This window comes from Pseudactinotalea sp. Z1732, assembly GCF_049724975.1.
Lineage (GTDB): Bacteria > Actinomycetota > Actinomycetes > Actinomycetales > Beutenbergiaceae > CALKWS01.
Map to the genome: position 1 here is coordinate 144164 of NZ_JBMPQC010000004.1, position 12547 is coordinate 156710.

10 protein-coding genes are annotated in these 12547 nt (G+C 70.9%); 4 read left to right on the plus strand and 6 right to left on the minus strand.

Annotation, left to right across the window (positions count from 1 at the left end; genetic code table 11):
- Positions 1–4: 4 nt before the first annotated feature.
- From trpS to ACPL7H_RS09980, 4 genes are all read right to left on the minus strand, one after another.
- Positions 5–1105 carry a tryptophan--tRNA ligase gene (gene trpS, locus ACPL7H_RS09965; RefSeq protein WP_424796915.1) on the minus strand — a complete coding sequence of 367 codons (1101 nt, stop codon included), beginning with the start codon at positions 1103–1105 and terminating at the stop codon, positions 5–7.
- Positions 1106–1166: 61 nt separating this feature from the next.
- A complete protein-coding gene (gene glgX / locus ACPL7H_RS09970; RefSeq protein WP_424796777.1) occupies positions 1167–3353 on the minus strand; it encodes a glycogen debranching protein GlgX in 2187 nt (728 codons plus the stop codon).
- 8 nt (positions 3354–3361) lie between these two features.
- Positions 3362–4366 (minus strand): DUF2804 domain-containing protein, encoded by a 1005-nt coding sequence (locus tag ACPL7H_RS09975; protein WP_424796778.1) that lies wholly within the window; start codon positions 4364–4366, stop codon positions 3362–3364.
- Between the two features lie 88 nt (positions 4367–4454).
- The gene (locus tag ACPL7H_RS09980; RefSeq protein WP_424796779.1) at positions 4455–6287 is read right to left on the minus strand and encodes a PQQ-binding-like beta-propeller repeat protein; all 1833 of its coding nucleotides are present in this window, start codon (positions 6285–6287) and stop codon (positions 4455–4457) included.
- Between the two features lie 121 nt (positions 6288–6408).
- On the opposite strand from ACPL7H_RS09980, the gene ACPL7H_RS09985 reads away from it, so the two are divergent.
- Positions 6409–7608 carry a cysteine desulfurase family protein gene (locus ACPL7H_RS09985; protein WP_424796780.1) on the plus strand — a complete coding sequence of 400 codons (1200 nt, stop codon included), beginning with the start codon at positions 6409–6411 and terminating at the stop codon, positions 7606–7608.
- Positions 7608–8738 carry a tRNA 2-thiouridine(34) synthase MnmA gene (gene mnmA, locus ACPL7H_RS09990; RefSeq protein WP_424796781.1) on the plus strand — a complete coding sequence of 377 codons (1131 nt, stop codon included), beginning with the start codon at positions 7608–7610 and terminating at the stop codon, positions 8736–8738. Before ACPL7H_RS09985 ends, mnmA begins: the two co-directional genes overlap by 1 nt.
- A 15-nt stretch (positions 8739–8753) precedes the next feature.
- Here mnmA and ACPL7H_RS09995 read toward each other — a convergent pair whose 3' ends face one another.
- Together ACPL7H_RS09995 and ACPL7H_RS10000 are read right to left on the minus strand one after the other, a co-directional pair.
- Entirely contained in the window at positions 8754–9356 is a 603-nt protein-coding gene (locus ACPL7H_RS09995) for a hypothetical protein (protein WP_424796782.1), read from the minus strand.
- Between the two features lie 7 nt (positions 9357–9363).
- The gene (locus tag ACPL7H_RS10000; protein ID WP_424796783.1) at positions 9364–9822 is read right to left on the minus strand and encodes a hypothetical protein; all 459 of its coding nucleotides are present in this window, start codon (positions 9820–9822) and stop codon (positions 9364–9366) included.
- A 55-nt stretch (positions 9823–9877) separates the two neighbouring features.
- On the opposite strand from ACPL7H_RS10000, the gene ligA reads away from it, so the two are divergent.
- Positions 9878–12046, plus strand: a complete 2169-nt coding sequence (ligA, locus tag ACPL7H_RS10005; RefSeq protein WP_424796784.1) for an NAD-dependent DNA ligase LigA — start codon at positions 9878–9880, stop codon at positions 12044–12046.
- 53 nt (positions 12047–12099) lie between these two features.
- A complete protein-coding gene (locus ACPL7H_RS10010; protein ID WP_424796785.1) occupies positions 12100–12537 on the plus strand; it encodes a pilus assembly protein CpaE in 438 nt (145 codons plus the stop codon).
- Positions 12538–12547 lie beyond the last annotated feature (10 nt).

Consider the following 12547-nt stretch of genomic DNA (forward strand, 5'->3'; position numbering starts at 1 on the left):
CCGGTCAGTAGACCATCTCCATCGCCTCGCGCACCTCGGAGAGGGTGGCGTCGGCGATCTCGTTGGCCTTGGCATTGCCCTCGCGCAGCACCCTCAGCAGGTAACCGGGATCGGCGGCCAGTTCGGCGCGACGGGCACGTACCGGCCGCAGGCGCTCGTTGACCGCCTCGGTGACCAGCGCCTTGAGCGCACCACCGCCGCCGTCGCCGATCTGGGTGGCCAGGTCGCGAGGGTCCGCCCCGGAGCACAGCGCAGCCATGGACAGCAGATTCGCCACCGCCGGGCGGTCCTGCGGGTCATAAGTGATGTTCCGGTCGGAGTCGGTGACGGCGCGCTTGAGCGCCCGGGCCGTCTCGTCCTCGGTCATCGCCAGGTCGATGGTGTTGTGCTTGGACTTGGACATCTTGTGCACCCCGTCGGTGCCCAGCAGGTTCACCACGGGTGACAGCAGCGCCTCCGGGGCGCCGAAGACCTGCCGTCCGCCGCCGTAGCGCTCGTTGAACCGGCGGGCGATCACCCGGGACATCTCCAGGTGCGGCAGTTGGTCCTTGCCCACCGGCACCAGGTTGGCCTTGCAGAACAGGATGTCGGCGGCCTGATGCACCGGGTAGGTGAGCAGCAGACCGCTCATCGGGCGTCCTCCGGAGGCCTCGAACTCCGCCTTGACCGTGGGGTTGCGGCGTAGTTCGGCGTCGGTGACCAGGGACAGGAACGGCAGCATCAGCTGGTTCAGGGCCGGCACCGCCGAGTGGGCGAAGATCGTGGACTTGGCCGGGTCGATGCCCACGGCCAGGTAGTCGGTGAGCAGTTCCAGCACCACATCGGCCAGCCGGCCGGTCTCGTCCCGGTCGGTGATGACCTGGTAGTCGGCCACCAGCACCATCGTCTCCAGGCCGAGATCCTGCAGGCGCACGCGGTTGACCAGGGTGCCCAGGTAGTGTCCCAGGTGCAGCCGCCCGGTGGGCCGGTCCCCGGTCAGCATGCGGAAGTTGCTCGGGTCGGTGGCCAGTTGCTGCTCGATCTGGTCGCTGCGGGCCTGCGCGGCGCTCAGCGACCGGTCCAGCGCCTCGGCGCTGTCCAGGTGGGGACCGTCGGTACCGTCGATCTTGGTGTCAGAACTCACGGCGTCCAGCCTACTCGCCGGGCGGGCACCGATCGGCGGCTACTCAGGGCAGCGGCCCGCTCAGGTAGATCTGCATGCTCAGCGGCGCGATCCGCACCGCTGTACCCGGGGTGCGCACCGGTCCGGCCGGGCCGGGCCGCTCCCACACCGAATCCCAGACCAGGGTGACGTCGTGCTGGCCGGCCAGCGGGACGTCGGCCTCGGCCAGGGTGCCGTTGAAGAGCACCAGTGCCTGGGCAGCACCCGGTTCGGGCGGATGCCGCAGCATCTGCAGGATGCGGTGGTCGGCGTCGTGCCAGACGTCCAGTTCCATCGCCGAGCCGTTGCGATCGAACCAGGCCACCAGTGCGCTCCAGTCGTGGGCACCGGAGGTGAAGGTCATGTACCGGTCGGTGCGCAGGGCCAGGTGCTCGCGGCGCAGGGCGAGCAGGTGCGTGGTGGTGGCCAACAGATCCCGCTGCCAGGGCTCGGTGTTCCAGTCCACCCACACCGAGGCGTCGTCGCGGGCGTAGGCGTTGTTGTTGCCGTTCTGGGTGCGGCCGATCTCATCACCCGCGGTGAGCATCGGGGTGCCCGCCGAGACCAACAGCGTGCCCAGCAGTGCCCGGATCGACCGGCGCCGGGCGGTCTGGATCTCCGCATCCTCGGTGGGTCCCTCCGCACCGTGGTTGTAGGAGTGGTTGTGGTCGGAGCCGTCCCGGTTGTCCTCCCCGTTGCCCCAGTTGTGCTTGACGTCGTAGGAGGTCAGGTCCGCCAGGGTGAACCCGTCGTGCGCGGTCACGTAGTTCACCGACGACGTCGGCCCGCGTCCGCCCGGGATGCCCGTGTGGGCGAACAGGTCGGCCGACCCGGCCAGCCGGGTGGCCAGGTCACGCAGGTCCTGCCCCTGCCCGCCCGAGCGCATCGATGCGACATCGGAGAGCCAGAAGGACCGCGTGACATCGCGGAACCGATCGTTCCACTCCGCCATCGGGGCCGCGAACTGACCGGTGCGCCACCCGTGCGGCCCCACGTCCCACGGCTCGGCGATCTGCTTCACCCCGGCCAGCACCGGATCGATCGCCATCGCCACCAGCACCGGGTGCCGGGGGTCGAACTCGGTGCCGTTGCGACCCAGCGTGACCGCCAGGTCCAGCCGGAACCCGTCCACCCCGATCCGCTCGACCCAGTACCGCATCGAGTCGATCGCCATGGCCACCGCGTGCTGGGAGCGGAAGTCCACCGAGTTCCCGGTTCCGGTGACGTCCAGGTACCGGCCGTGGGTGCTGGTGGTGTGCAGGTAGTATCCGGCGTTGTCCAGCCCCCGCCAGGACAGCATCGGCCCGTCCACGCCACCTTCGGCGGTGTGGTTGTACACCACGTCCAGGAGTACCTCCAGTCCCGCCTCATGCAGGGACTCGACCATCGCGCGGACCTCCTCGATCACCGCCGCAGGGCCGGCGGCGCGGGCTGCGGCGGTGGCGTAGGAGGGCTCGGGGGCGAAGAACGCCAGGGTGTTGTAGCCCCAGTAGTTCACCGCGCCGCGGCGTCTCAGGGCCGGTTCGGTGGCCTTGGCGAAGATGGGCAGCAACTCCACCGCGGTGATGCCCAGTCCCCGCAGGTGGGCGATGGTGGCCGGATGCGCCAGCCCGGCGTAGGTGCCCCGAAGCTCCTCCGGCACCCCGGGCAGCTGCATCGTCAGGCCCTTGACGTGAGCCTCGTAGATGACCGTCTCGGACCACCACAGGCGGGGCCGGTGCTCCACGACCCCGGGTTCTGCGACCACGACCCCGTGCGGTACGTAGGGAGCCGAGTCACGCCCGTCGGGCTCGTCGGACACCGGTTCCAGGTGCTCATCGACTACGCCGCCGTAGATCTGCGGAACCAGGTCCACCTCGCCGGTGACCGCACGGGCATAGGGATCCAGCAGCAACTTGCTCGGGTTGTGCCGGTACCCGTGGGCGATATCCCAGGGCCCGTGTACCCGCAGTCCGTACCGTTGCCCGGCGACCACCCCGGGCACGTGCCCGGACCAGCGCCCGTGGGTACCCGGGACCAGCCAGTAGCGGCGCTCCCGCAGGCCCCCGGCAGCGACGTCGAGCAGGCACACCTGAACCTGCGTGGCGTGCGGGGCGTGCACCACCACGTCCAGCCCGCCCGGGACCAGGTGGGCGCCGAGGCGTTCGCGCCGGGCGGCCAGGGAGGTCACGGTGCCGGCGTCGACCACCTCCGTGATCCGGGCATCGGTCATGCGCGCACTCACCACCGCTGAGCCACGTCCTCGGCCCAGCCGGTCAGGCCGTCCACGCTCACCCGGGCTCCGGTGGACTCGCTCATCCAGCCGGTGTAGTGACCGAAGCACTGATGACCTTCGGTGGCGACCACGCCCAGGCAGGTGCGCGAACTCTTGTCGTAGAAGGGCGTGAACGTCAGGTCGGCACGCTCACCCCGCATCCGCCACGGCGCCAGCCAGTTGCCCGGGTGGTAGGTCCAGGTGAGTTCCTCGCTGATCTTGTGCACGACGCCCTCGACCACCAGCGCGTTCTCGGTCGAACCGGTCCCCTCGGTCCACTTGGCGCCGATCTGCACCCCGATCCGCCTGCCGTCGACGATGCCGGAGGCCGCGCCCCAGTTCCACCGCATCCGGTAGGGCCATCGGCCCCGGCCGTGGTCGAGCACCGCCCAGGAGGAGCCCTCCGGTACCTCCTGGCGCACGCCGTCGACCCAAAGCCGCCCGGCGGCGGGACGGGCCACGTCCTTGACGGTGTACTGGAACAACCGCTCGCTCCAGGGCACCACCACGCCCATCGCCTCATGGCCGGGCGGCCGGGAGGCGAGCACATCGAAGCGCACCCGGGAGGTGATCGCCCGCAGCCGGGTGCCACCCTCGACCTCATCGATCGCGATGGCCAGGTCTGCGGCGTGGGCGCGCGCCGGGCCCTGGCCGAGCGTGCCCGGCAGCGTCGTGTTCACCGCGAACGGGGCGATCGCGTTGGCCCCGATCGCTTCGCCGGTTGCCCGGTCGAACACCCACACCTCGTGGACGCCGGCGTAGGAGATGTCGGAGATGGTCAGCGCCAGGATGTGCGTGGGCGTGGTGACGTTCCAGTACTCCCAGCGCTTGTTCCGGGCCCGGGCGTAGCGGCCACGCCCGATTCCGGAGGTGTCGTGCTGGGGCTTACGGGTCCAACCGACGGCTTCGGGGTTCAACCGGCCATCGGGGTGGCACAACGCGACGCGTTCGGTGATCTCGCGCTCGATCATGGATGTCTCCTCACAGCGCGCCCCGACTCACCGACGTGATGCCGAGCCGGGGCGAGGTGGAGGCGGGCGGGCATGGTCCGATCGTAGGTCAGGGGATCTCCAGCAGGGCCACAGAACTGCTGTTGGTGGCGATGAGCGCGTCACCCGCCAGTTGCAGGTTGCCGCGGCCGTAGCGCGTCCACAACCGCTCCCCGGCGGTCAGGTCCAGGCCCATCGCGCTGAAGGCGTTGACGATGGCCACCTCATCGGTCACCAGCACCGTGGTGATCGAGTTCATCCCGTGGATCTCCTCGCTCCAGCGCACCTGGGAACCGTCGGGGGCCAGGCTGAGCAACTCGTGGTCACTCATCAGGAAGGGGTCGGCCTGTGTGCCGGTGGCGATCGAACCACGCTCGACCCGCTGCACCGACGCTCCCACATAGCCGCTGTCCCAGTCGGTGTGGTGCAGCGACTCACCGGCGATGTTGACCAGCACGTGCTCGCCCCGGTACGCCGGTTGGGCCAGGTCTACCCGCGCCGAGGACCAACGCTCGGTACCGTCGAGGTGGTACAACACCATGTGCCGGTAGGAGTCGCACCCCAGGGCGTCCTCGGTGAGGAGGATCGGATAGCAGTGCCGGGGTGTGACATCTCCGGTGCCGGTGTCGACGAACAACGCCGTGGTCGAGGCGGACAGTGTCGCGTGCTCGCCCTCGTCCTGCCACTGCCGGGTGCTCATGATGGTGTGCTCGACGTCATCGACCTCGCGCTCGTAGAACATCGACTCCGCGTCGTCGATGTCGAGCAGGTCGACCGCCCAGGCCTCGGTGCCGTCGGTCACGTCGAGCAGGGTGAGGCGGTCGTAGGTCCGGGCGTCCGACTCGGCCAGCACCAGCAGGCCGGCATCGGTCAGGTGCACCCCCCACGCCCCGGTGAGCGGTGCCTGCCAGGAGGTCAGTTCGTCGCCGCTGGCGGCGTCGAGCACGTGCCCGGTCCAGGCCGAACCGCCGGGGGCCTCCTGGGACAGGCACACCACCGTGCCGTCCGGGCCGGTGCGCGCGCTGCAGTGGGACCGGTCGAGGTCCTGGCGCCACCGCACCGACCCGTCCCGGGGATCCAGGCCCAGCAACGCCCGGGACGTGTCCTGCTCGACCATCACGACCCATGTGTCCTCGGTGGTGACGATCTCGGTGCCGGCCGAGGTATACCGGTCGGGTGAGTCCACGGGCACCAGCGAGCTGTAGCCGCCGTCCGGGTCCAACTCGGGCACCTCCGTCTCCCAGATCACCTCGAAGTCCGCCGCGACGCGCTCGGACAGGTCGGTGCCCCCGGGAGCAGCGAGGAGCAGCCCGGCCACCACAGGGATCACCACGCACGCGGCGACCAGAACCAGGACCGGGCGGATCCACTGGCGCCTCGGTACCGCTCCGGATCGCCCCGTCCGGCGGGGCCGGGACCCAGACGGTGTGGCTGCGGACCGGGCGAGGCCACCTCGGTTGCGGCCGCGGCCGGATCGGTCACCGTCACGGCCGGAGGGGGCGGAGGTGGATGCGGCGGGCGTGGTAGAGGCCGGGGCGGCGGCGCCACCGGCCCGTGCCGAGGCGCCGAACCGGGTGTGCCGGGCGGTGGGCCAACCGGCCTCGGTCCGGCGTTGCTCCCGTGCCAGCCGCCCGGCCAGGGCCGGATCGAGCCGGGCGGGTTGGTTCACCCACCCCGGGACCTGATGGCGCGGGCGCTTCCTGCGCTGGGCGCGCCGGACCCGGCGGCGGGAGCCACGGCCGGTGCCGGCCGTGCTGGTGCGGCCCGCGGTGGACTCCGGTGGCAGTGCGCTGCGGTAGGGGTTGGCAGGCCCGGTGGGCCCGGCATCGTCCTGACCGTAGTAGTCGGCCAGGTACTGCTTGCGCGCGCGTTTGGCCGCGCGCCGGTCCGACCAACGCCCCACGTTCCGCCCTTCCCACGCCCTGCCCCGCACAGACTAACCGCTCCGCCCCCGTGCGGCTCCTGGGTGTGCTGGATCACCGCCCCTGGGCAACGGGGCGACCGGCTTCGTACACTCGAACGTTGTGACGATCTATCTGGACCACGCGGCCACCACCCCGGTGCGCCCGGAGGTGGCGCAGACCTACGCCGAGGCCTGCGCCGTGGTCGGCAACCCCTCCTCCCTGCACGCCGACGGGCGGCGCACCCGGCGGATGCTGGAGGAGGCCCGCGAGCAGGTAGGTGCCCTCCTGGGAGCCCACCCCACCGAGGTGATCTTCACCTCCGGCGGCACCGAGGCCGACAACCTGGCCGTGACGGGCACCTGGCTCGGGGTCAGTGCCGCCCAACCGCAGCGCCGGGAGGTGGTGACCTCCGCCGTCGAGCATCACGCGGTGCTGGAGACCGCCCAGGCGCTCGCCGACACCCACGGTGCGCCGCTGCACCTGGCGCCGGTGGACGAGCAGGGGCGCGTGCGCATCGAGGAACTGGCCGATCTGTTGGCCGGCCACGGTGAGCGGGTGGCGCTGGTCTCGCTGATGTGGGCGAACAACGAGACCGGCACGATCCAGCCGGTCCGCGAGGTCGCGGCCCTGGCGCGCGATCACGGGATCCTGGTGCACTCCGATGCGGTGCAGGCCGTGGGCCGGGTACCCGTGGACTTCGCCGCTTCGGACCTGGACATGCTGAGCCTGTCCGGACACAAGCTCGGGGCCCCGGTCGGCATCGGGGCGCTGCTCGCGCGCCGCGAGGTGCCGTTGACGCCGGTGCTGCACGGTGGCGGACAGGAACGTTCGGTCCGCTCGGGCACGGTGCCGGTGGCCGGGGCGGTGGCCCTGGCGCGTGCGATGGAGATGGCCGAGCAGGAGCGCGAGATCGAGCATGCCCGGCTCTCGGCGCTGGCGACCGTACTGATCGGCGGGGTTCGTGACACCGTGCCGGGCGCAGTGCTGCGGGGGCCGGAGCCCGGTCCGGACCGGCTCGCCTCCCACGTGCTGCTGACGATCGAGGGCACCGATGCCGAGGCGGTCCTGTTCGGTCTGGACATGGCGGGGATCTCCGCCGCGTCCGGGGCGGCGTGCGTGGCCGGGGTGAACCAGCCCTCGCACGTACTGGAGGCGATGGGCCTGGACGAGGCCGGAGCCCGTTCCGGACTTCGGCTGACGCTGGGACACACCAGCACCCCGGCCGATATCCAGACCGTGCTGGAGGCGTTGCCCGAGGTGGTCCGGCGGGCCCGGGCCGCCTACAGCCCCAGACGTGGTGACCAGGTGGAGGTGGCCTGATGAGAGTTCTGGCAGCACTGTCCGGCGGAGTGGACTCGGCGGTAGCGGCCGCCCGCGCGGTCGATGCCGGCCACGAGGTGGTCGGGGTGCACATGGCGCTGTCGCGCTCGCGGGCCCAGCACCGCACCGGCTCCCGCGGGTGTTGTTCGATCGAGGACGCCTCCGATGCCCGCCGCGCCGCCGACCTGCTCGGCATCCCGTACTACGTGTGGGACCTGTCGGAGGAGTTCGAGGACACCGTGGTGGCCGACTTTCTGTCCGAGTACGAGGCGGGGCGCACCCCGAACCCGTGCGTGCGCTGCAACGAGCACATCAAGTTCGCCGCGCTGGCCGACCGCGGGATGGCGCTGGGGTTCGACGCCGTGGCCACCGGCCACTACGCCCGGATCGTGACGGGCACCAGCGGCGATCTGGAGTTGCATCGGGCGGTGGACGAGGCCAAGGACCAGTCCTACGTGCTGGCCGTGATGGGCCCGGAGCGGTTGGCCCGTTCGCTGTTCCCGCTGGGGGATGTGGCCTCCAAGGACGAGGTGCGAGCGGAGGCGGAGCGCCGCGGTCTGGGCGTGTCGGCGAAGCCGGACTCCTACGACATCTGTTTCGTGGCCGACGGCGACACCAAGGGTTTCCTGCGCGATCGCCTGGGCTCGCGGCCCGGTGAGGTGGTCGACGCCGACGGCCAGGTGGTCGGAGAGCACGACGGTGCCTATGCCTACACCGTGGGCCAACGCCGTGGTCTGGGCCTGAACCGCCCGGCGCCCGACGGCAGGCCCCGGTACGTGCTGGAGGTGGACCCGGCGGCGAACAAGGTCGTCGTGGGCGCCAGTGAGTTGCTCAGCGTGCACGACATCGTCGCGGACGACGTGGTGTGGTTCGCGAGTGGGTCACCGGTGGGCCAGGCGTTCGGAGCGCAGGTGCAGTTGCGTGCGCACGGCCAGTTGGTCGCCGCCTCCGTGGTCCGAACTGACGACGACGTCCGGGTCACCTTGGCCGAGCCGATGCGTGGCATCGCCCCGGGCCAGTCGCTGGTGGTCTATGGGGGCACCCGGGTGCTGGGCCAGGCCACGATCAGCGCCGCTGGCCGGGCCGCACGCGAGCAGTTCTCCGAGCAGGCGCCGGTGGCGGCCCGCTGAACCAGCCCGGACCTCTCAGAAGGGGAACGGCACGCCGAGGTTCTGACGCAGCCAGGCGATCAGGATCGTCATCGCGCCCGCGGCCAGTGTCACCAGCACGACCCCGGCGGTGTTCCGGGTCCGTTTGATCCGGCCGCCACCGATCATGCCCACCACAAGCGCAGCGACCCCGGTGATGGCGGTGGCCATCAGTCCGTTCCCGGTGGCCTCGGTGCCCGGGCATTCGATGGTGGACAGGCCGTCGGCACACAACTGCTGGTTCAGCCAGATCAGCATCATCAGGATCACGGTGAGGGGGATGATGCTCAGGGAGACGAAGGAGCCGAGAGCGGTCAGCACTGGCGAGCGGTGCGGGGGGCGACCGTAATAGGGATAGGGCTCGTCGATCGCTCGTGGTGAGTCCGGTTCGCCCTGGCGGTTCCGGTCCAGGATCTGCCCGCCGACGTGCGAGGCGTACGGGTCGGACGTGTTCTCGGTGGTTGTGGGACCCACCTGGGTCGTGACGTGGGTCGCAGGCGCGTGCGTCTCAGCCCGGCCCCGGGCCGAACGGTCCCGTCGCCCGGTGTCCACGGTGGTCGGGACCCGGTTCGGGTCGCCATAGGGGTCATAGATCGTCATCGCGGCCTCAGCCCATCGCCCAGATCAGGGTTCCGGCCAGGATGGCCATGGCGAGCAGGCTCAGCACCAGGCCATCCCCGGGACGGCGGGCATTGGCCACCCGGGCGCCGCGGAACAGGCTGAACGCCGCAAGCACCGCCGCCAGCGGCCACAACACGTGCCGCCATACCGGCGCGCTGGTCACGCAGGACAGGTTGCCGCCGGCACGCTCACAGGCTGCGACCGCGTCTGAGGCCCGCATCACCGACTCCGGGCTGAAACGCCATACCGACCAGACGATGCCGGCTAGCAGCGCGAACTGGACCAGGCCGGCAAGGATCCCGAGGCCGCCGCGGCCGCGAGACGGCGGCCCGGGTACAGCCGGCCCCGTGGGCCCGGCCGCACGCGGCCCCGTCGGCCCGGCCGGCGCCGGGCCGGGCACGGCCTGCGTCTGCGACTCGGGCGCGCGGCGTGCGGGGTACGTCACGGGCCTATCCCACCACATGGGCCGATGTGGGCGACTGGGTACAGAATGGTGGTTGATGAACGCCGAGCAGACACTTCCCGACGATCTGTCCTCGGGCGACCCCGGTGCCCGGGCACGGTGGACCGAACTCGCCGAACAGATCCGCGACGCCCAGTTCGCCTACTACGTGCGTGACGCCCCGGTCATGTCCGATGCCCGCTTCGATGAGTTGCTGCGGGACCTGCAGGAACTGGAGGCGGCTCACCCGGAGTTGCGCAACCCGGACTCACCCACGCAACAGGTCGGCGGGACGTTCTCCACCGAGTTCACCGCGGTGGACCATCTCGAGCAGATGATGTCGCTGGACAACGCCTTCACCGACGAGGAACTCCAGGCGTGGTGGGAGCGGGTGCTGCGCGAACTGGAGACCGATGCCGTCCCGCTGCTGGGGGAACTCAAGATCGACGGCCTGGCCGTCTCGGTGGTGTACGAAGAGGGCCGGCTGGTGCGAGCGGTCACCCGCGGCGATGGACGCACCGGTGAGGATGTCACGCTGAACGTGCGCACCATCGAGGGCCTGCCGCACGTGCTCACCGCCACGGAGGAGCGCCCGGTGCCCGACCTGATCGAGGTTCGGGGCGAGGTGTTCCTGCCCCAGGAGAAGTTCGCCGAACTCAACGCCGCTCAGGTCGAGGCCGGCAAGGCCCCGTTCGCCAACCCCCGCAACGCCGCAGCCGGGTCATTGCGGCAGAAGGACCCGAGGGTCACTGCATCCCGGCCGCTGGGTCTGTACGCCCACGGGATCGGTGCGCTGACCTGGGGCGGGCAGCGCCCGGCCGACCTGACGCGACAGTCCCAGGTCTACGACCTGCTGCGCTCCTGGGGGGTGCCCACCTCCGAGCGCAACCAGGTCGCACCGGACCTGGCTGAACTGCGCGAGATGATCGCCTACTACGGCCAGCACCGCGACGAGGTCGCTCACGAGATCGACGGCGTGGTGATCAAGGTGGACCTGATCGACGCCCAGCGCCGGCTCGGGTCCACCTCCCGGGCGCCACGGTGGGCGATCGCCTACAAGTACCCACCGGAGGAGGTCAACACCACGTTGCTGGACATCCGGGTGAACGTGGGTCGCACCGGCCGGGTCACGCCCTACGGCGTGATGGAACCGGTCCTGGTGGCCGGTTCCACGGTGGAGATGGCCACCCTGCACAATGCCAGTGAGGTGCGCCGCAAGGGCGTGCTGATCGGCGACACCGTGGTGCTGCGCAAGGCCGGGGACGTGATTCCGGAGATCCTCGGACCGGTGGTGGCGCTGCGCGACGGCACCGAGCGTGAGTTCGTGATGCCCTCCCACTGTCCGGCGTGCGGCACCGAACTGGCACCGGCCAAGGAAGGCGACGTGGACATTCGGTGCCCGAACGCGCGGACCTGCCCGGCGCAGTTGCGTGAGCGGCTGTTCGCGCTGGCCGGGCGGGGCGCGTTCGACATCGAGGCGCTCGGCTGGGAGGGCGCCGGCGCGTTGCTGACCTCCGAGGTGCTCACCGATGAAGCGGATCTGTTCGACCTGACCCCGGAGAAACTGCGCACGGTGCCCCTGTACACCCGCACGGCGAAGAAGACCGACCCCGAGGAGGCGGTGCTGGCCGGGCGCGTCCTGTCGGCCTCGGGGGAGAAGTTGTTGGCCAACCTGCAGCAGGCCAAGACGGCACCGCTGTGGCGGGTGCTGGTGGCGCTGTCGATCCGGCACGTGGGCCCCACGGCGGCCCGGGCGCTGGCGGCCCACTTCGGATCCCTGGACGCGATCCGGGCCGCGGGCGTGGAGGAACTGGCTGCGGTGGAGGGAGTGGGCCCGACCATCGCCGAGGCACTGGTGGAGTGGTTCAGCCACGACTGGCATGTGGCGATCGTGGACCGGTGGTCCGCTGCCGGGGTGGTGATGGCCGATGAGCGCGACGAGTCGGTCACACGCACCCTCGAGGGCCTCACGGTGGTGGTGACCGGGTCGATGGAGCACTTCACCCGGGACGGGGCCAAGGAAGCCATCGTGACCCGGGGCGGCCGGGCAGCGGGGTCGGTGTCGAAGAAGACCGACTTCGTCGTCGTCGGTCCCGGTGCCGGGTCCAAGGAAGCCAAGGCCCGCGAACTGGGCCGGCCCATCCTGGACGAGGCGGGATTCGAGGCGTTGCTGGCCGGCGGGCCGGAAGCGGTCGCCGACCTCATCGAACCGGACCCCCGGGGGTGACGCGCGTTGACGGGGCGGTAGCGGATCCCGCCGGAGTGGGGTAGGGAGGAGATATGTCTCGTCCCCAGCAGGAACTGATCAGTGACTCCCTGGCGCAGCAACTGCAGGATGCCGGGCTGGTCTGGCACCCCGAGGCCGGCGACCACTTCCGGATCCGCGCTCAGGCCCTGACCGAGGACGTGTTCATCCTCTCCCACATGGTGATCGAGGCCCGCGAGTTCGACACCGGCACCGTGCTGCGGTTCAATGGCACCACGGAATGGGCACTGGACAGCGTGGCCAAGGAGGATGCGCTGTGGTTGCCCCGAGAGGACCAGTTGCGCGACCGGCTCGGCGGGGCCTTCGTGCGCTTGGAACGCGTCGGCGACGACTACGAATTGACCACCCGCTCCCATGACGGCGCCGAGGCCACCTACACCGGCCGCACACCCGCCGAGGCCTACGGGCAGGGGCTACTGGACCTGGTGCGCCACGCCGTCGAACCGGCCTGACCCGGCCCGT

What these genes read in the sequence shown, in the direction of transcription:
- ACPL7H_RS10010 (WP_424796785.1), top strand. Translation starts at nt 12,100, where the DNA reads ATGTCTCGTCCCCAGCAGGAACTGATCAGTGACTCCCTGGCGCAGCAA.
- ligA (WP_424796784.1), top strand. Translation starts at nt 9,878, where the DNA reads ATGAACGCCGAGCAGACACTTCCCGACGATCTGTCCTCGGGCGACCCC.
- mnmA (WP_424796781.1), top strand. Translation starts at nt 7,608, where the DNA reads ATGAGAGTTCTGGCAGCACTGTCCGGCGGAGTGGACTCGGCGGTAGCG.
- ACPL7H_RS09975 (WP_424796778.1), bottom strand. Translation starts at nt 4,366, where the DNA reads ATGATCGAGCGCGAGATCACCGAACGCGTCGCGTTGTGCCACCCCGAT.
- ACPL7H_RS09995 (WP_424796782.1), bottom strand. Translation starts at nt 9,356, where the DNA reads ATGACGATCTATGACCCCTATGGCGACCCGAACCGGGTCCCGACCACC.
- glgX (WP_424796777.1), bottom strand. Translation starts at nt 3,353, where the DNA reads ATGACCGATGCCCGGATCACGGAGGTGGTCGACGCCGGCACCGTGACC.